An 18,634-nucleotide genomic window follows, 5' to 3' on the forward strand; every position below is an offset into this window, starting at 1 on the left:
GAGTTTTTTCAACACGTTCAATCTGAAAGATTGGCAATTTATAACATGATTTTTCATGGTATATAAGTGCGCCCTTATATCTTATAGGGATATTTTACCACTTTTTATTAGTATTTTGTACTTATCTGTCTTTTGCCTTATTTTGATGGATTTGATAGAATATAATTATCAAGAAGTGTTTCAAATAAGAAAGGACTAGGAAGTTATGGCAAAGAAAAAAAGCTTGGAAGATTTACAAAAAGAATTAGCAAAGAAACAAGAAGACATTAAAATTATCAATAGAAAAATTGGACAACAAAAAAGATACATTAATACTCGTATTGGAGAAGAACTCTTAAAAGGTTTAGAAATTTCTATTTCTGATTTTGATTCAGAAGATAAGATTAAAAAATTTGTTTCTTTAGTCATTTCAAATTCAAAAAATGCAGTTCATCAACAATTCAAAAATACGACTTTAGAAAATGAAAATAAACCTTTGAATGAGTAATAGTTATGACTATTAAAAATAAAAAAGATTTATCTTCCTCGATTGAACAGTTAGAAAAGGCAATCAATAAGCAAGAAACAATTTTAAAAAAATTTGATAATGAACAACTTGATTTTGAACAAATTAAGAAATTAGAAAATTTGTTGATTCAAGAAAGAGAAAAAGCAAAACAAGTTCAAATAAAAATTAATCGTTCTGTTTTACAGAATAATTCTGAAAACTATAAAGAACGAAAAAAACGGACACGGCAATTAATTCAAAAAGGCGCTTTACTTGAAAAATATCTTGAAGCAAAACATTTAACTGTTGATGAAACAGAACAACTTTTACAAGTTTTTGCAAATATGATAAATGAACAAAAACCTGATAAGTATAAAAAATAAAAAAAGTTTAGAGTAATCTCTAAACTTTTTTTATTTTATTATCCATAATTTTTTTGCCACACCTTGGGCAATAGACACCACCATATTGTTTTGCTTTTTTTACTTTTAAACGAGAAATTTCTAAAATATAATCACAATCTTTACACAAAAATTTTTGTTTGATACTAATTATTTTGTTCATTTAAAGTTCCTGCCTTTTAACCGTTGGTAGGTATTGTTCAATTGCCTTTTTAAGATACTTTGCAATGTTCCCTTTTGAATAAGGTTCTTGCTTCTCACGAACGTATGAGAGGTGCTTTTTGACCCCCTCAAGTCCTCGTAATGTTTTGAGTTCGTCATACTTTGGATAAACATTTTTTTGCAAGCCAGCCATAAGTGTTGTATCTGTCATTTCATAAGGCGATAAAAGGAAATTCTCCAATAATAACCTTGTATATTTACTTTCCATTGCTTGCTTAACTAAAATAGCTTCACTTTGTTCTTTTTCAATTTTCACTTCCTTGTACGTTTTATCCTCTAGCTTGTAACTGTTATCGTCTGCTCGGCGTTTCTTCGTAATATGAAAGACGATAGAATCAATCGAACGCCCTTTCTTAATCTTGTCATAAGTCACGTTAAAAGAGGTATGTTCTGTAATTTCTTCAATAGAATTTTTTAAAATTCTTTTTTCAAAATTTCTAAAATCTTTATACTCATTAACTGTATCTGTCATAATTCGTAACTCTTCCATTGAAATGGTGGGGTTGCGGTAGGCTTCCACTTGCTCCACTCTCCGCCCGCCCTTGTTGCTGTAATGCTCGTATTGATTGTAATTCATGGATAACCACCGATACAAGATAATGCTGTACTTGCTATTGAGTTCGGCTATATCTGATAAAGCGTGTTGGGTAAAATTCTTTTTGAGATTGATTAAGTAAGGCATAATTTCACGATGAAATTCAATTTTTACTTCGTCGTTATAATCCGTCCATTCTACGTAAGGGATAGGCACAATGCTTTTGAATTTAAAACCCTTTCCTTGTTCTTCTTTGATTTGAAAAAAAGCTTGTTTTTGCATTTTCTCAACCGCTTGTTTAAAGCGACTATGCTTATCATTGTCGGAAACTTTAAAGAAAGCGAAAAGGTCAGTCTTTGAGAGATAAACGGTATTGTCTTTCGGTGGGTTCTCCGTATCAATACACGACACCGCTAATTCAAACATTTTCAAGGGTGTTTTATCCATTTTAGCAATAGACGTTATCAAGCTGTTATGCTCTACCACTTTGCGTTTTTCAAGGTCATTCAAGGTCAGTACCTGCTTTTGATTATTTTGTTTTTCTGTTATAATGGGCATATAAATACGCTCCTTTGCGTGTTTTAGTCTGGCATAGAGAAACCATTTTTGCGAGTGAATTTCTCTATGCTTTTATTATATCACTACACGTGTACTTTAACAATTTTTTTGTACACATGTAAACAGTTTTTTGTACACATGTAAACAGTTTTTTGTACACATGTAAACAGTTTTTTGTACACATTAAATTCTGTAAAACCTTGCAAACACTTGCTTTTTTAGCACGCAAAAGAATAAAAGATTAAAATATATATGATAAATATAAATAGGCTTCGCCTTTTTTATTTTTTTCAAAAATTAAAATCAAGGTCAAAAGAAAAAGTCAAAACCATTGAATTGAGGTTCTAAATTTAAACTCCCTACGTTGCTCTTGTCGCTCCGCTTGTACACTCTAATTTTATATTAGATTCATTCTGCCACTAAAAAGAACTCCCTAACGGTCGTGACTACTTTGTTTAGATGAAAAGCTTTAAATAGTCCTAGAAACTCATATTTTGCATTCTAAGACATTTTAAACGTGAGTTGGTAATAAATATCATAGTTAAAAGAAAAAGCCCTTCTGAGGGCTAATATCAGCTTATTATTTTCTGTCTTCTCTTATCACGTTATATTTTTGACGATAACGTCGAAAAGTCGTTCGATTAATTCCAGTTTTACGCTCGATTTCTTTTTCTGTTAATCCTTGTTGGTATAAATCAAAGGCATGTTGCAAGCCCTCATCTTCAAAAGAATATTTCTTTTTTCGTCCTTTAAATCGTCCGCGTTGTTTGGCAATGGCAATACCTTGGGCTTGCCGTTCTCTAATCCGTTTTCGTTCACTTTCTGCTTGGTATTTGTACAATTCAATCATTAAGTTATTGATTAAACGCCTTAAATTATCGTCTTCAATCCCTGTCATGGATGGCAAGTTTAAGACTTCCAGCGTTGCGCCTTTTTGTTGAATTTGGTTCATCAGTTCGGTCAATTCTTTGTTATTTCGTCCTAAGCGGTCTAATTCTGTCACCACGACAATATCACCCTCACGTAAATAAGTCAGCATGGCTTGTAATTGAGGACGTTCAGTAGGATTGTCCGCTTGCCTTATCTGAAAACACCTTAGAAACGTCCTGTAAGGCTTCTAACTGGCGGTCTAGGTTCTGTTCTTTGCTTGAAACACGAGCATAACCTATTTTTGCCATTTTCTACTCCTCCTCTTTATCATTATTGGCTTCTGCCAAATCGTCCAACGTTTTAAGTAAATCAGATAGTTTATCGTGTTTCACTTTATAAATCACTTGCTGTTTTTTATCCTTACCAATGGTGATGTAATCGCCATAAATCATGTATCTTCTGACAAATTTTGTTCCACGGTTCAAATCCAGTGTATACGTATCAGCACCGACTAAACCGCCAGTATCTTTGACCTCATTTTTTTTGGATAAATCCAACTCATCAAGATAATCGACAATTGATGAAACCATTTCTTTTTTCTTGATATTCATATCCGTTTCTTGAAATTGATAGTTACTCCCATTGGTAATGGTAAAATGAATACGGTCAATATTCTCTTTCGATAATTTTTGGGAGTTCGTACCACATGCTACAAGTCCAAAAATAGCTAGAAGAACAATACTACTAAATGCGATTATTTTTTTCATTTATAGTTTCTCTCTTTCTTTTATGATTGTTTACAATCCTTTTGATAGTAATTGGAAAAATTGTGCTAAAAAGTCCACAAACTCTTTTTCACTCATGATAATCAAAGGCTGTCCTAATTCAATCGCTTGTTCTGCTTCTGTCAGTTTTCGAGAAGGGGAATAGCCCTTGATTAAATCAATGGGGAAATAGCCTGTCACCAGCCGTGTGGTTTTTTTCGTGACACTACTTTGATTATGACCTTCTAGCCCTGAAATAATAGCTTGCGCCTGTTTTCTCGTCATTGTGGTGAGTGTTCCAGTGAACACGAAATATTCATTTTCTAACAATTTTCCACCTTTTTTGAACAAGTCTAATGAACACCTGCAATAGCTATTATACCACTAACTAAAAATAGTTCAATAGAGTATACCCCAATGTCATTAAGTTAAGGAAAACAGTATCATTTTATTCTTAAATATTTTGTTTTTCTATCTCATTGACGTTCTAATTTCATAAATGAATCACGCAAAAAAACGTCCTACTTGTATAGTCCGATTGATAATCTTAGGCAATACGATATAAAAAACCAGGAAATTTCTTTTTTATTAATCTTCTTTGATCACTCCGATTCGGCCTTATGGGAAGAAGATATCGGCTTATCAATTGCTCTACATTGACGTTTTGATCAAGGAAAAACCGCCTACAAATCCCAAAGGCCTGTGTAAAATTAATCTGGTAGGAGTGTTTTAAACGATTAGATAAGACCACAGCCAAAGTAATTGTCATTGAAAAATTATACATAATGAGACGGGCAAAGATTTCTTGGATAATAAAGTCAAGTTTCTTTGAATGGAAGTGGCTTAAACCTAGAGCATATTTCAATTCTCTAAAGGAAGTTTCAATTCCCCAACGCAAGTGATAAAGGACTTTTAGGTCTTCGCTTGTAAATAGGAACGGATCCAGATTTGTCACTAAGGATTCATAGGTGTCCTCATTCAACTTAATTCTAACGACTCTGAGACTGATCGGATAAGTTTCTTTGGAGCGGATAGGAAGATAATCAAAATTCGCTCTTTTATGCAAGAAATGATAATGTTTATCTTTTTTTACCTTATTTGTCTGTCTTCTTGTTAATTGAAGGGTTATTTTTTTATCAAATGTTCCATCTGATGGCAAATCAAGGCCATTAAGCAACCCATTACTCTTTGTATCTTTTGCTCGAATCAAAAATTTTTGTCCGCTTTTTTTAATGTGTTCATAAACATTAAAAGATTCATACCCACGATCCGCAATAATAATTGTTGGACTTGTGAAATCAAAATCATCAACTATCTGACACAAACTTTTACGTTCATTTAACTGCTTAATTTTTTGAAAGTCCACTGCCACGTAGTGTTTATTTAAAGGATCATATAAAGCATTAAGGTGAAGTGATCCAACATGCTTCCCAAATTTCCCAACTCTATAATGGGTATCTGATTCTTTTTCATTGTAAGGGATATTAAGATCAGAACCATCATGGGCAAATATTCGATAGCCTTTGTATAATTTATTGGGTTGTGCTGAAGGAATAGTTCGGTAAAAGAGTTGCTCAAATGCTTTTAACTTTATTTTACTACGAGCTTGTACCAAAGCAGACGCGGTAGGGGTTTTTAGGGTGAAATTAAAATGTGAGAGTAATTCACTAGATAGACTTTGCCCTCCAAAAGAGAGGATGATTTTAATCGTTGTCTCAAAAGATAACTTTCTATTTCTAGAAAAATCAAAAGGAGATTGAGCATAAATTTCAGGATGATTGGTAATCTCGTGGATTTGATCTTCTAAGTTTTTCTTTATTTGATGAGACACTTGAAGTGTTGATGGAACTTTGGTAGTATTAAGCAATAGGACATCCCTCCAGAATACGTAACGCTTTGACGTTTTATTATTGATAAAATAATTGTATCAAGAGGGTGTTCTTCTTGCTTAGAATAAAATAAAACAGGAGGTGATTAGATCCTTCCTGTTTTTCTGTTTTCCTTAACTTAATGACATTGGAGTATACCCTGGTGTCCTGTTTTTAAATTGATATATATAAAAAGTACCTGAGTAATTAAAAGTTACAGGTACTTCTTTTACTTTCTGATATTAATTGTTAAATAGTATTCTCAATTCAATTATTACCTCCAACCGACCAAATTGGAATCATAGCAGCGGATAAGGTGGCTGCTCCACTAATATTCTCCATAAGACTTGTGGTATTGTACAAATTAACATAAAAGTTTGAAACAGGTTTTGTTAGTGTTCTATTAATAGCATTTCCTCTAAAAGCAAGTATGAGTTGGTTCATTACTCTGGGCAAAAATCCCGTTTTTTCTAAATCTGTTTTAGCTGATATCAAAACGCCTCTTTCCTCTTCAGTAATATCAGGATTTAATATTAAATCATAAATACTATCCAAGAAGAGTTTTTCCCCTTCTGTCAATTCAACCTTTTTTTCACTAAACATTTTAATCTCCTTTATTAACTATCATCAATAGTTTAGTTTTCATTCCCTATGAATGTATTTCATTATATACCTATTTCTATATATATACCCTAGCAAACAAAAATCAATAGCTGACAAATTAGATAACCTAATTTAAGGCTTTATATTAACAGAACTATCAAATAAAGGAATATCTAATTTATTATCCTCTAAAAATTTGGTTACTTTCAACTTATCTTCAGCTGAACATCTTTTGCCAAAAGTAATTGTCATATTATTGAATATAGTTGGATTTAGATCTAAATCCAAGTATTCTGTGGGTTGAACAGAAGTAAAACTATTTACTATTTCAGACATATCTCCTACATTTGCATTCATTGATTTTAAAATTAAATCTATTGATAGAGGAAAAATCTGGAAAGAAAATCTTTGTTCATTTTGGAAACTCCACTCAGTTGTCTTATATATTCCATTTGAAACTAAATTAATAGATGTATGAGTTTCATTTGAGGAAATTACCTGTGGAGTAGTCAAGGAAATATCATCAGTATACTGTATTTGTTCCAAAGATGGCACATATTTATTATTAGTAACTAATAAGCCTGATTTCAAAGGATGTAATATCTTTACTATATCAATTGGTTCAGAAGATTTAGAAAAAGAAAATTTTTCCGTCAAAAAAACCTCAGTTTCTTTTTCAAAACTGATACCTATGCATACTCCAGTCATATTATTAGAATACATCGTCCATTGTGGAATGCTATTAGGTGTATCAGTCCAACAAGAAACATACTTAAATCCACCTAAGTTGCCGAAGTCTGAAGTTGTAGGTTCTAATGGGTCATCAACATAAAGCAAACTTTTAAACCTTAAAGTCTTATTCTGTAAGATAAGTAGCAACGTGTCAACCGATGTATAATGATAGAGAGTCTTCATAAAATTATCCTTCTTTAGATTATATAGTAATTATTAGTAACTTTTATTATATAATATACATAAAAAACAAAAAAGACAAGGTCAAGAAACCTTGTCTTTTTGTATATTTGATAATATAATTTATTCAGTTACCAAAATGGTACCATAAATTATTTTGAGGTGTGATATTATGTATGAAAGTTATACACGACAGGTTTTGCCATCAAAGGAGTACCGTGAATTATTAGGTACTTGTTTATGTGTTTTCAATGCAAATAATAGTTTTATTATTGAAAATGTTTTAGCTAATTCGAATGATCTGAGTTGGTACAATTTAATGGACTTAGAATCTGGAAAGCTACAAAAACAATTTAAGAAAATGGAAGAAAGTTTTCCTGAAGATATTGTCAACATTTTTTTTGACCTTGTAAAGAGAAGAAATAGAATAATTCACAGCTTTCAAATTACTCAAGATGATTCACAGATCTTAGCAACTAAGACTAAAGTAAAAGATGATAATTTACAATTTGTTATCTCTAAAGAATATCTTTTAGAATTTATTGCGATTAATGAAAAACTTTCACTTTTACTTTATGATTTTAGAGGCTTTTAATATAAATTATCTAATTTGTCAGCTATTGATTTTTGTTTGCTAGGGTATAGATGTGAATAGGTATCTATCGTAGTTGTGATAGAAGCATGTCCTAAACGTTCTTTTACTACTAGGTAATCTTCTCCTTGGTTAATCAATAATGAAGCGTGTGAGTGTCTAAAATCATGAATTCTTATCCTTTTCAAGCTAGGGTCTCTTTGAAGTATTTGTTTAAACTTTTTATCAATCATATTTTTAGTTACTGTTACTGGTGTTGATTGAATAACTTGCAAGTTTTGTGTCGAAGTGGTAAATTGACTTAGTATTTCACCCTGCTTATTTTTCCACTCTTTCAAAGTATTCAAGAGTTTTTGATTTAAAGTTATATACCTTGTTACATCTCTTGTTTTTGTACTATTTACGTGGTTGGTTTTATTTACATAGTAAACAGATTTAGTGGTTCTGTTGCGAAGTTTGAAAATCAAATGCGTTCTCTCTGAACTCCAAATATCTTAGGCTGTTATTCCCATTAATACCTTGATTTCAGTAGACACCGAAAAGCCGAAGAGCGTTCCATTTCTTCGGTTCTTTTTATATATTCCTCGAAGGGTCTCCATGCCCTTAATCGTGGAAGAGGCTGTACGGAGACTTTGATAAAATTTAATCCGTCGTTTAATAGGTCGATGGTCTTGTTCTATTAAATTGTTAAGATACTTCACAGTTCGGTGCTCTGTCTTAGTATATAAACCCACACTCTGTAACTTTCTAAAGGCGAAGCCAAGAGAAGGTGCTTTATCGGTCACAATTGCTTTCGGCTCACCAAACTGTTTATGGAGTCGTTTTAAGAAAGCATAGGCTGCTTGCGTATCCCGTTTCTTTCGTAACCAGATATCTAAGGTTAAGCCGTCCGCATCAATTGCACGATAAAGATAATGCCAACGTCCCTTAATTTTGATATAGGTTTCGTCCATTTTCCATGAATAGAAGGATTGTCTATTTTTCTTCTTCCAAAGATAATAGAGGACTTTGCTGTACTCTTGCCCCCAACGATAAATCGTAGTATGACAAACATTTATTCCACGATCATATTACAATTCCTGAACTTCACGATAGCTTAGATTGTAACGCAGGTAGTAACCAACAGCGACAATAATGACGTCTTTTTGGAATTGTTTGCCTTTAAAATGATTCATTACTCTGTCCTCTCTGTCTTTTTTCTCAATTTTACACTAAAATAGATTTTTTGGAAAACTTTGCAACAGAACCCTTCAAGTAATTTTTTATCTTGTAAAGCTAATCGTTGTTGCTGGTCTAGCAAACTAGTCAAAATTTCTATTTGCTTGTTTTGAGCGGTTGCTCCTTTGTACGTTTCATCTTCTAGCTTATAACTGTTATCATTTAAAATCTTTTCGGTATTGAAGAAATAAATATAGTCCACTAACAAAACAAGCAATCCCATATTTAAACATAAAAAATTGATTGACTAAATATCCTCTTGGAAAAAACATATCACATGCGATAATAGCAACCAACATAACGTAGGCGCTTTTTAAACTAATCAACAAGGTTCTTTCGTCACTTTTACCCATTTTTATAGAATAAGTAACTACAAAAATAGCACTGAACATAACAAATATAAAACCAATTCCCACAAGTAGATTAAAATTGCCAATTGATTGTTCCGACCATTCCTTCAGAGGATAGAACATGGCTTCTGGTATATCACTTAAACTTTTAATTTTCATTTTCTGCTCCTCCTAAATCATAAGAAAAAATATCTGTTATATCTACTTTGAAAAAAGTTGCTATTCTAAATGCTAACAAAAGAGTAGGAATATACTTCCCTTTTTCCATAACAAATATTGTTTGTTTAGACACTCCTATTTTATCTGCTAATTCCTTTTGAGATAATCGAGCTAATACACGAAATTCATATACTTTATTGTTAATGGAATCGCCAAAGTCTTTTTTCATAAACTGACCTCCTTAAAACAATAATACAACAAACTTTTAAAAAAAGTAAAGTATAATTATATTTAATATATTTATTATTTACTTAACCAAAAATAGAAAACTAGTCATAACTTCCCATCATGTCTAATTTTTAAACTTTGAGTTGATATGAGAGCGCAAAATTACTTCCTAGATTTATCGTTTACAATCAGTCCAAAGTTTCAGGATTTTCCATTCAAATTATGTTTTAATAGTATTAAAATAACTGATGGAGAATATTTAATATGAAAATAGGTAAGCGAATTTTATTAGGTTTAGTGGCAGTATGTGCTTTATTTTTAGGAATTATCTATTTTTGGGGGTATAAATTCAACATATATTTAGTACCACCCTCCCCTCAGAAGTATGTTCGAGTTGCCTTAAAAAATATGGATGAACTTGGGCTATTTACTGATTCAAAAGAATGGGTAGAAACTAAAAAAAAGACGATAGAAGAAACATCAAATGCTAAAAACTATGCAGAAACAATCCCTTTTTTACAAAAAGCGATTAAAGTTGCAGGAGGAAAGCATTCTTTTATTGAACATGAAGAAGACATATCAAAAAGAAGCATTACAAAATATATAAAACCAAAGGCAGAAATCGAAGGCAACACTTTAATATTAACTATTCCTGAATTTACTGGAAATAATAGTCAAGCATCTGATTACGCTAATTTTTTAGAATCTTCATTGCATAAAAACAACTATAATGGGGTAATTGTTGATTTGAGGGGGAATAGAGGTGGAGACTTATCTCCTATGGTATTAGGATTATCCCCCCTATTGCCTGATGGAACTCTATTTACTTATGTTGATAAAAGTAGTCATTCTAAACCTGTTGAACTACAAAATGGAGAAATAAATAGTGGCGGGTCATCAACAAAAGTAAGTGATAATAAAAAAATTAAAAAAGCTCCTATTGCTGTATTAATAGATAATAATACAGGGAGCTCCGGCGAATTAACCGCTTTGTGCTTTAAGGGAATACCTAATGTTAAATTTTTGGGTTCTGATTCAGCAGGTTATACTTCTGCTAATCAAACCGTCTATTTATATGATGGCTCAACATTACAAATAACTTCTGCTTTTGTAAAAGACAGAACAAATAATATTTATAAAAATTTTCCTATTAGTCCGGACATTCAAACAAATAATGCTAAAAGTTCTGCAATAGAATGGATAAAATCTCAAATAAAGTAAAGCAAAAAGACTTGCCAAGAAAAACATATGGTAAGTCTTTTTTGCTAGTCAAAACTTAACGTTACTTACTATGATATACCGAAAGCAAGTACCAATGCAGGTAAAATGTTGTTTAAAAAGTGTATAGCTATACTAACTTCTAATCGTCTTGTCTTAAAGTAAGCTATAGCACAGGTCAATCCAATTAAACCATAAATAAGAAAACTGATGATGTTTGTTGGGGAGTGCATCAACCCAAAAAGCACACTACTTACAATAATTCCAACAACTGGAAGGTCTTTAAATAAATAGCCGACAATTCCTCCTCTAAATACGATTTCTTCCATTATTGGAGCTGCAATCCCAATAAGTAAGATAATTAATAATGGGTTTTCACCTGTAAAAAGTTGTCCTATCGCTTCATCATTTGCCGTCTGTGTGACTCCTGTGGCATTAAGCAATAATGTACCACCAATTCCGACAGTCCGAGCAATTAGGGTACCCACTAAGATGTATATAATGTTTTTCTTAGTGAGGAAATCTTTGCTTGGCGTTAAAAAGCCTAACTTTTTACCTAAATACATTAATAAGTAGATATTCCCCACAATAAATATAATTAGAATGAGTACAGCTAGTAAGGATAACTTGTGTGCACCGGTTTCTAAAGAAAAACCTTTTGCTCCACCATAAACAGCCATCCCTATTTGACTGAGTATTGCAAGCCCCAATACAATAAAAAATTTCTTAATATAATTCAAAATTCTTTTCCAACTTTCATTAATAGATTAAATTTAGGGTACTGGAAATTTTTATAACAGAACCCTTTTTATTCTTTTTGAATTCAAATATAGATTATTATTATTCTTTTGCTCGTAAGAAAAAGAGTATAAAGCCATTATCCGATTTTGTAGTAACTGCATTAGTTGGTAACACTGTCAAAATAAAGAACAGTAACCCTATCGCGTATGTCAAAAATGTGAATATTGCACTTCCGCCGCTTTGTTGTAAGGTACTTATTGTTTCTGTGCAGCTAGAAGCAATGGATATGCCCCATAAAACTAAAAATCCTCGCCCTCGTAAACCAGCATCTCGATAGCGTCTCACAGCCATAGCGAGGCTTGGAAGAAATAATGATATCCCAATAAAAGCCATAATAAACAATGGAATAATAAAGCTTTCAAACGTAGAAGCCAAAAAATCAGTTTCGTTTGCACTCCCTGAAATACTCATAGCAGAACCAATTGCTACATAGACAAAAAATATAATTGGAACAAATGAAATAATCATTAAAATTAACGTCATCCACCAATATCCAGCTCGAGTCGTTCTTCCCTTGAAATCAATATATCCAATAAAAAAATCCTTCAATGCTCGTCCAAAACTCACTTGCCCAGGAACTTCATTTATTTTTTCCATAATTAAAAATCCTCCTTCTTCTAAATCAATCATAACAAAATAAAGAATAAAAAGAGAATCCTATAGATTAATTCTCTAATATCCAACCCCAAAATAGCTATTTTATTAGTCACTTGTTCATTATTAATGCTTAAACCATGAGACGAGCATTGTAACAACGAAAGCTAGTATGCATAAGATTATTGTTATGAAAATCTCTTTTCTTTGTTGCTTTTTAGTTTTATCTTCCAAAATTTTAATTCTATTTAAAAAAATAGAACATCCCTGCAATATTTACACCAATACCAATACAAGTGGCTTTTAAAATTGATATTGGTAACTCTGCACCATAATGGCTAATCAAAATTATGAATAAAAAAACTAAATCTGTAATGACTGTACAGTATGAATATTTTTTAAATTATTAATCTCTGCCTTTTTCTTTATATTTTCTACCACTTCTGACCCCTCCGTTAATAAATTATCTAAAGATATTTGAAATAAAGAAGCTATACGAATAAGGTTATCAATATCAGGAGTCGTCTTCCCAGTTTCCCAATTAGATATAGTTTTGCTACTAACTAAAAGTTGATTAGCTAATTCTACGTTTGTTACTCTAAAAACTTGACTTAACGTCATACGACGTGGCCCCTGCAACAATTTATAAATGGATAGACCTCTACTCTAAATCTAATGAAAGCTCCGTCTCTAAAGCTGATTTTCTAGAATTAAAAAGACAACTGGCTAAAGTTAAGGAAGAACGAGACATCTATAACTTTCGGAAAAATTAAAATTTTTCCGAAACTAATATTGATAATAGGTTTTATGCTGAGAAGCAAACTAATTATTTTGATAAAATTAATCAATAGAAAATATTATTCTAAATTAATTTAAAAAAATCAGTATCCTGGATGTTATAATTAATATTATTCAATAAAGAAATCGAAGGAACTCAAAAATGGAAGATATTTTTCAAATTACAATTATACTTTTCTTCTCTATGTTAGCTACGTTGCTTTCAAAGAAATTAAAAATTCCGGAAGTTGTTGGTCAGATGTTGATAGGAATAATTCTTGCCCCATCAGTACTGGGTTTAATTAATGGAGGACATACTATAGAAGTAATGTCAGAAATTGGAGTTATCCTCTTAATGTTTCTAGCAGGACTTGAAAGTGATTTAGAAGTTCTTAAAAAAAATCTGAAACCCTCAATTCTGGTTGCATTATCAGGCGTTATTATTCCAATAACTATCTTTGGAATAGTTGCTTTCTATTCGGGAAGATCTATCTCTACTAGTCTTTTTTATGGTATAGTATTTGCAGCAACGTCTGTATCTATTACAGTTAAAGTACTGCAGGAGTATGGTTATCTTTCAACAAAAGCGGGGAATATTATACTAGGTGCTGCAGTTGTTGACGATATTTTAGCTATATTGATTCTTTCCGTGTTTAAAAGCTTTAAGAATGGTGAAGGAAATTTAATTGTGCAGTTTTCAATGGAAATATTATTTTTTGTATTTTTGTTTTTTGTACATAAGTTTATCCCTAAAGTTTGGAAATTTATAAATAAACTGCCAATTTATGCCAAAAATACGACATCAGCATTAATAATATGCTTGGGTTTAAGTTTACTTGCCGATAAAGTTGGTATGTCAGCTGTAATCGGAAGTTTTTTTGCAGGGATTGCAATTAGTCAAACAGAAGTTTCTGAGATAATTGAAGAGTATGTTTCTGCAATCGGTTATGTCATTTTTATTCCAATTTTCTTTGTTTCAATAGCAATTTCTATAAGTTTTGATGTTTTGTTTGAACATCCATTTATTGTTATTTTATTTACCTTACTAGCCATTTTGACTAAATTTCTTCCTGCATATTATTCTGGTAAGGCGTGTAACCTACAAAAAAGTGAGTCACTTCTTATTGGTACAGGAATGGTATCAAGAGGAGAAATGTCACTTATAGTTGCACAAATTGGATTAAGTGGAGCTATCATTAATAAAAATATCTATTCAGAATTAGTCATTGTCATTATTTTGACGACACTATTAGCTCCATTTCTAATTAAAATGGTAATAAAAAAAGATAGTGCAAGGAATATATAATTAGAAATCGAGGAATATGGTGCTTTTCAAGACGTTGACTTATTCTCAAAAAATAGTTTTGGGATTTATTCTATTAGGATTGATAGGAACCATTTTATTGGCATTGCCTATTTCATCCAAAACAGGTAACTGGACTCCACTACTTGATAGCTTATTTACTTCAATTAGTGCACTATGTGTCACAGGATTGACTGTTTATGATACCTTTACTCATTGGTCTTTTTTGGGACAGTTGGTAATTCTATGTCTAATTCAGGTTGGTGGGATTGGTTTCATGACAGTTATTATCAGTATATCTACGGGATTAGGACATAAAATCGGTTTACATGAGCGACAACTATTGGTTGAATCATCAGGACTTTTACATTCCGCAAATCTCTCATTTTTAGTAAAGCGTATCACGATTTTCGTAATAATGATAGAAGCCATTGGAGCAGCCTTACTTTCAATACGTTTTATTCCAGAATTTGGTATAAAAACGGGAATTTACTATGGGGTATTTCATTCAATTTCGGCATTTTGTAATGCTGGATTTGACCTCATGGGCCGATTTGGAAAATATAGCTCCTTAACTCCCTATAGTACTGATTCATTAGTAATATTAACAGTTAGTATTCTGATATTTTTAGGAGGCCTAGGTTTTATTGTCTGGGATGATATTTTACGCTATAAACTAAATTTTAAAAAATACTCTTTGCATACAAAAATAGTGCTTATTACTTCAATTGCCTTCACTTTAGTTGGAAGTATTTTATTCCTTCTTATTGAAAATAATCATATTTTTAAAGAGGTGGGAGTAAAGGGAAAAATACTATCCAGTTTATTTTTGTCTATCTCCCCTAGAACAGCGGGTTTCAATGCTGTAGATTTACCAATGCTTACCAATGCTAGTATTTTTTTAACGATCCTTTTAATGATTGTTGGAGGTTCATCCGGATCAACAGCGGGTGGTTTAAAAGTTACTACTGTTGCTGTTTTGTTTTTCAGCGCTTTTGATAATTCGAGGCGGAGACCAACATCTTCTATATTGAAACGGAGATTTTCCGATAATACAATCAAACAAGCTAGCGCAATGTTTACTTTTTACTTAATTATTGGAAGCGTTGGAGCTCTCATATTAAGTTCTCTTAATTCCTCTACTTTGGAAGAAATTATTTTTGAAGTGTTCTCGGCTTTAGGAACAGTGGGAATTACACTTGGTATTACTCCTAATTTAGGAGCACTGTCTAAAATAACTTTAGTAGTTTTAATGTTTGTAGGTCGAGTGGGCTGGATGTTATTAATTTTTGCCATTGTTGGTAGAAATCAACAAGCGCCAATAAGTAGAGTTTCAGAAGAAATCATTGTTGGATAGAATTGGAGAATAGAAGAATATGAAATCTAAAAAGTCTAAAAAATCTATACTTATCATTGGTCTGGGTAAGTTTGGAAGGTATTTAGCATTAAAAATGCAAGAGCTTGGTAATCAAGTTATGGTCGTAGATAAAGAGGAAGCAGAAAGTCAAAAACTTGCAACTAAAATTGATGATATATTTATTGGAGACTGTACAAATGAAGAGGTTTTAAAATCTTTAGGTATTACAGATTTTGATATTTGTTTTGTCACGATCGGTGAGAATTTTGAAGCTTCTATAACAATAACCATGCTTTTAAAAAAATTGGGAGCAAGGTACACTGTGGTAAAAACCGGAAGTGATTTACAGTCAGATCTTTTGAAAAAAATAGGAGCTGACGAAATTATATATCCAGAAAAAGAGCTTGCAGAAAAACTTTCCCTGAAATATCATACGGGTTATTCAATGAAATCATATTTAGAGTTGAACCAAGATTATTCTATTATAGAGATGGACGTCCCAAAGCACTGGATTGGTAACTCATTAACGGAACTCAACCTTCGAAGAAAATTAGGATTAAATATTATTGCAATAAAGAACAGTGGTTCTGTAAATGTTGTCCCTGAGCCAGAGGAGCATTTTAGAGAGAATGATGTGATAGTAGTTGTTGGGCGGCAATCGACAATTATTGAATATATTCAGGAATAAAGAAAATTTTTCACCAATATTTATAGTATATATCTATCCGAAAAAGACAACTTTTCCTGAAACTTATATTTTTTTGTCTTTGCGTACGTCAACTATTCAAATTAGGAAGAATACAATAATATCTTGGAGGATTTTCATTTGAATTTTGAACCGCATAATCCCAAGAGGGATGAACATCTTTAGTATGCTCAAACGTTTGAAAAAAGCATTCCATAAAGTTATATGCAACATCTCTAAGGACTAAGTCTTGATGAAGAATACAGGTTGATGCATTAGGTATTTTATTTCCTAATGCAAATTCGAATGTTGAACAACAATTAAGTACTGCAAGAGAAAATTGATGTGAATGAGTAGCTCTCTTGAATGCTTCAAACCTCATATTTGAGTCCACAAATTTTAGCATAACATTTCTTCTTGAATTATCAGTATGTCCAGCTATATGAATTATATCTATATGTGGAAATTTTTTAAAAATAGTAATAAACAGTGTAGTAGTGCATCCTTGTATTGGAAGCACTACGTAATTTGTGTTGCTTTCCATAATCTGAGAAATGTTATCTACTTCTTCGTTTGAGAATAAAATCAACAGATAAAATTTACCTTATATCCATTGAACAGATTATAAATATTTCTTAAATATAAAATAAAAGTAAAATCTGATCTATGACAAGACTAGTTGCAAAATTGCTAGTCTTTTTTGCCTGTTTTCCCTAAAGCAGTATTACTTTATCAAGAGAAAAGTATTCGTAAAGTAATACCTTTTTTCTTAACATCATCTTTGATTATAAATGCTATTACTCTTCGTTTACTACCTACTTAAATTAATAAACTATTCTTCTAACTCTTTTAAACTATCATCTATTTAAACCTCTTTCATAATTCAAAGAATAACCTATGAGGTACTATCATGTTCTTACCAATTAAATACCAAAGGCACACCTTAGCAAGAGAAAAGTATTACTTTAGTAATACTTTTTATAGTTCACTTTTTTCAATTAGCATGTCAATAATTACTGACCTTGATTTAGCATTAAATTTTTTTACTAATTCATCTAGTTTTTCTGAATTACTTTTTTTTATTGAAAAACTAGTTTTGATTTTTTTCTCCCAACCCAAATTTGTGTTATTATCTTCCGAAATTTTTTTTACTACTTGATAATCATTATTATCAAAGGTCATATCTTCAAACTTGTTTGCCATTTTACTCTATCCCCTTTGTTTCTATTTGGTTGAATACTTTTTTTAATGATGCAATGAATTTATTTTGTGTATGAGTTTGCCCTGTCTCTTCTAAATAATCAAATATTCCCTTTTTAAGAAGCATACTTGTATTAATAGCTTCTTTTTCAGGTACAATTCCGATTACATCATTTATACTTTTTAACGCTTCTAAAAATTCTTTAGATGAATTAGTATTGTGTTTAACTCTATTTCCTAAAAAATAGATTTTTGCGCTAACATATGATTTACCACTGACAGGATCAACAACTTCATTTTTTAAAGTTGAAACGCTTTGTAATACCTTGGTATGACTTTCGTATCCAAAACGACTTGGTTCCATTGGTGATATTACCTTATCCGCAACTGCCACACCATTTTTGGTTAATAAATTCCATGCAGGTGGTAAGTCTAAAATAATATAATCATATTTTTGATTTAGTTCTTTTGAATTTTTTACAAACCACATAAATAACAATAATTCTTTATTAGGTTTAGTTGCCAAGTTATCTGCGATTTCTTCTAAATTACTAGTTGAAGGAATTACATCAATATTTTTTTCAACCGTAGTAGCAATGATTCCAATTTGGGGATTGCTGAGAATTTCTGAAATATTGTGTTTATCTTTAAAATTAAAATCTTTTGTCTCAAATGTACCAGTTAAACTTTTTTGTGAATCCAAATCAATTAATAATGTACTTTTATTATTTTCTTGCAAATATTTTGCAAATTGGAAAGCCATTGTAGTCTTTCCTACACCACCTTTAATTGCCATAAAACTAATTACTTGCATACCTTATTCTCCTCTTTCAACTACTTTAGTATTCCGTAGGTATTACTTAAGTCATACCTATATCTTAACACTTGCGTAAGATAAAGTCAAGAAAAAAGTCATACCTTTGCACGACCTT

General features: G+C 31.4%; 22 protein-coding genes and 4 pseudogenes. 8 read left to right on the forward strand and 18 right to left on the reverse strand.

Going from position 1 to position 18,634, the window contains the following annotated elements; genetic code table 11:
• The first annotated feature begins 205 nt into the window (after window positions 1–205).
• Complete coding sequence (locus PYW37_RS12955) at window positions 206–487, forward strand: hypothetical protein (protein WP_021216438.1); 282 nt, start codon at window positions 206–208, stop codon at window positions 485–487.
• Window positions 488–492: 5 nt separating this feature from the next.
• Complete coding sequence (locus tag PYW37_RS12960) at window positions 493–870, forward strand: hypothetical protein (protein ID WP_050428207.1); 378 nt, start codon at window positions 493–495, stop codon at window positions 868–870.
• A 19-nt stretch (window positions 871–889) separates the two neighbouring features.
• Here the strand turns inward: PYW37_RS12960 and PYW37_RS12965 are convergent, their stop codons facing one another.
• The 8 genes and pseudogenes from PYW37_RS12965 to PYW37_RS13000 form a co-directional block, all read right to left on the reverse strand.
• The gene (locus PYW37_RS12965; protein WP_021216441.1) at window positions 890–1,051 is read right to left on the reverse strand and encodes a hypothetical protein; all 162 of its coding nucleotides are present in this window, start codon (window positions 1,049–1,051) and stop codon (window positions 890–892) included.
• Window positions 1,052–2,203 carry a RepB family plasmid replication initiator protein gene (locus PYW37_RS12970; protein WP_021214637.1) on the reverse strand — a complete coding sequence of 384 codons (1,152 nt, stop codon included), beginning with the start codon at window positions 2,201–2,203 and terminating at the stop codon, window positions 1,052–1,054.
• A 580-nt stretch (window positions 2,204–2,783) separates the two neighbouring features.
• Window positions 2,784–3,381, reverse strand: a pseudogene (locus tag PYW37_RS12975) (recombinase family protein).
• A 3-nt stretch (window positions 3,382–3,384) separates the two neighbouring features.
• Window positions 3,385–3,840, reverse strand: coding sequence for a hypothetical protein (locus tag PYW37_RS12980; RefSeq protein ID WP_021214632.1), 456 nt, complete (start codon window positions 3,838–3,840; stop codon window positions 3,385–3,387).
• Window positions 3,841–3,870: 30 nt separating this feature from the next.
• Complete coding sequence (locus tag PYW37_RS12985; protein ID WP_021215331.1) at window positions 3,871–4,167, reverse strand: BRCT domain-containing protein; 297 nt, start codon at window positions 4,165–4,167, stop codon at window positions 3,871–3,873.
• Between the two features lie 217 nt (window positions 4,168–4,384).
• Complete coding sequence (locus PYW37_RS12990) at window positions 4,385–5,704, reverse strand: IS4-like element IS1675 family transposase (RefSeq protein ID WP_011834695.1); 1,320 nt, start codon at window positions 5,702–5,704, stop codon at window positions 4,385–4,387.
• A gap of 268 nt (window positions 5,705–5,972) precedes the next feature.
• Window positions 5,973–6,308, reverse strand: coding sequence for a bacteriocin immunity family protein (locus PYW37_RS12995; RefSeq protein WP_021214630.1), 336 nt, complete (start codon window positions 6,306–6,308; stop codon window positions 5,973–5,975).
• Between the two features lie 132 nt (window positions 6,309–6,440).
• Complete coding sequence (locus PYW37_RS13000; RefSeq protein ID WP_021214629.1) at window positions 6,441–7,223, reverse strand: DUF2971 domain-containing protein; 783 nt, start codon at window positions 7,221–7,223, stop codon at window positions 6,441–6,443.
• A gap of 169 nt (window positions 7,224–7,392) precedes the next feature.
• On the opposite strand from PYW37_RS13000, the gene PYW37_RS13005 reads away from it, so the two are divergent.
• Entirely contained in the window at window positions 7,393–7,815 is a 423-nt protein-coding gene (locus PYW37_RS13005) for a hypothetical protein (protein WP_021214628.1), read from the forward strand.
• On the opposite strand, the pseudogene PYW37_RS13010 reads toward PYW37_RS13005, so the two are convergent.
• From PYW37_RS13010 to PYW37_RS13025, 4 genes and pseudogenes are all read right to left on the reverse strand, one after another.
• A pseudogene (locus PYW37_RS13010) lies at window positions 7,812–8,252 on the reverse strand (tyrosine-type recombinase/integrase); the annotation flags it as partial. The gene PYW37_RS13005 and the pseudogene PYW37_RS13010 overlap by 4 nt on opposite strands.
• Window positions 8,253–8,306: 54 nt before the next feature.
• A pseudogene (locus PYW37_RS13015) lies at window positions 8,307–8,987 on the reverse strand (IS6 family transposase).
• Window positions 8,988–9,188: 201 nt separating this feature from the next.
• Window positions 9,189–9,539 (reverse strand): hypothetical protein, encoded by a 351-nt coding sequence (locus PYW37_RS13020; RefSeq protein WP_021214624.1) that lies wholly within the window; start codon window positions 9,537–9,539, stop codon window positions 9,189–9,191.
• Window positions 9,529–9,768: a helix-turn-helix transcriptional regulator gene (locus PYW37_RS13025; protein ID WP_021214623.1), complete on the reverse strand. Its 240-nt coding sequence runs from the start codon at window positions 9,766–9,768 to the stop codon at window positions 9,529–9,531. Before PYW37_RS13025 ends, PYW37_RS13020 begins: the two co-directional genes overlap by 11 nt.
• A 263-nt stretch (window positions 9,769–10,031) precedes the next feature.
• Here PYW37_RS13025 and PYW37_RS13030 point away from each other — a divergent pair, with 263 nt between their 5' ends.
• Window positions 10,032–10,988: a S41 family peptidase gene (locus PYW37_RS13030; RefSeq protein WP_021214622.1), complete on the forward strand. Its 957-nt coding sequence runs from the start codon at window positions 10,032–10,034 to the stop codon at window positions 10,986–10,988.
• Between the two features lie 68 nt (window positions 10,989–11,056).
• On the opposite strand, the gene PYW37_RS13035 is transcribed toward PYW37_RS13030, so the two are convergent.
• The 3 genes from PYW37_RS13035 to PYW37_RS13045 form a co-directional block, all read right to left on the reverse strand.
• Window positions 11,057–11,725: a CPBP family intramembrane glutamic endopeptidase gene (locus PYW37_RS13035; RefSeq protein WP_021214621.1), complete on the reverse strand. Its 669-nt coding sequence runs from the start codon at window positions 11,723–11,725 to the stop codon at window positions 11,057–11,059.
• A gap of 100 nt (window positions 11,726–11,825) precedes the next feature.
• A complete protein-coding gene (locus PYW37_RS13040) occupies window positions 11,826–12,383 on the reverse strand; it encodes a DUF805 domain-containing protein (RefSeq protein ID WP_021214620.1) in 558 nt (185 codons plus the stop codon).
• Window positions 12,384–12,743: 360 nt separating this feature from the next.
• A complete protein-coding gene (locus tag PYW37_RS13045; RefSeq protein WP_225510061.1) occupies window positions 12,744–13,001 on the reverse strand; it encodes a helix-turn-helix domain-containing protein in 258 nt (85 codons plus the stop codon).
• Here PYW37_RS13045 and PYW37_RS13050 point away from each other — a divergent pair.
• The 4 genes and pseudogenes from PYW37_RS13050 to PYW37_RS13065 form a co-directional block, all read left to right on the forward strand.
• Window positions 13,001–13,132 (forward strand): annotated as a pseudogene (locus PYW37_RS13050) (transposase); the annotation flags it as partial. The gene PYW37_RS13045 and the pseudogene PYW37_RS13050 overlap by 1 nt on opposite strands.
• A 188-nt stretch (window positions 13,133–13,320) precedes the next feature.
• Window positions 13,321–14,463, forward strand: a complete 1,143-nt coding sequence (locus PYW37_RS13055; RefSeq protein ID WP_014011544.1) for a cation:proton antiporter — start codon at window positions 13,321–13,323, stop codon at window positions 14,461–14,463.
• A 34-nt stretch (window positions 14,464–14,497) separates the two neighbouring features.
• Complete coding sequence (locus PYW37_RS13060) at window positions 14,498–15,817, forward strand: TrkH family potassium uptake protein (protein WP_225510062.1); 1,320 nt, start codon at window positions 14,498–14,500, stop codon at window positions 15,815–15,817.
• Window positions 15,818–15,836: 19 nt separating this feature from the next.
• Window positions 15,837–16,505 (forward strand): potassium channel family protein, encoded by a 669-nt coding sequence (locus PYW37_RS13065; protein WP_003129675.1) that lies wholly within the window; start codon window positions 15,837–15,839, stop codon window positions 16,503–16,505.
• Window positions 16,506–16,593: 88 nt separating this feature from the next.
• Here the strand turns inward: PYW37_RS13065 and PYW37_RS13070 are convergent, their stop codons facing one another.
• The 3 genes from PYW37_RS13070 to PYW37_RS13080 form a co-directional block, all read right to left on the reverse strand.
• Window positions 16,594–17,091 carry a hypothetical protein gene (locus PYW37_RS13070; RefSeq protein WP_225510063.1) on the reverse strand — a complete coding sequence of 166 codons (498 nt, stop codon included), beginning with the start codon at window positions 17,089–17,091 and terminating at the stop codon, window positions 16,594–16,596.
• Window positions 17,092–17,480: 389 nt separating this feature from the next.
• The gene (locus PYW37_RS13075) at window positions 17,481–17,705 is read right to left on the reverse strand and encodes a hypothetical protein (protein WP_003129673.1); all 225 of its coding nucleotides are present in this window, start codon (window positions 17,703–17,705) and stop codon (window positions 17,481–17,483) included.
• Window position 17,706: 1 nt separating this feature from the next.
• Window positions 17,707–18,516, reverse strand: a complete 810-nt coding sequence (locus PYW37_RS13080) for a ParA family protein (RefSeq protein ID WP_003129672.1) — start codon at window positions 18,514–18,516, stop codon at window positions 17,707–17,709.
• Between the last annotated feature and the right edge of the window lie 118 nt (window positions 18,517–18,634).

Origin of the sequence: Lactococcus lactis (genome assembly GCF_029023865.1) — a bacterium.
In the GTDB taxonomy this organism is placed as follows: domain Bacteria; phylum Bacillota; class Bacilli; order Lactobacillales; family Streptococcaceae; genus Lactococcus; species Lactococcus lactis.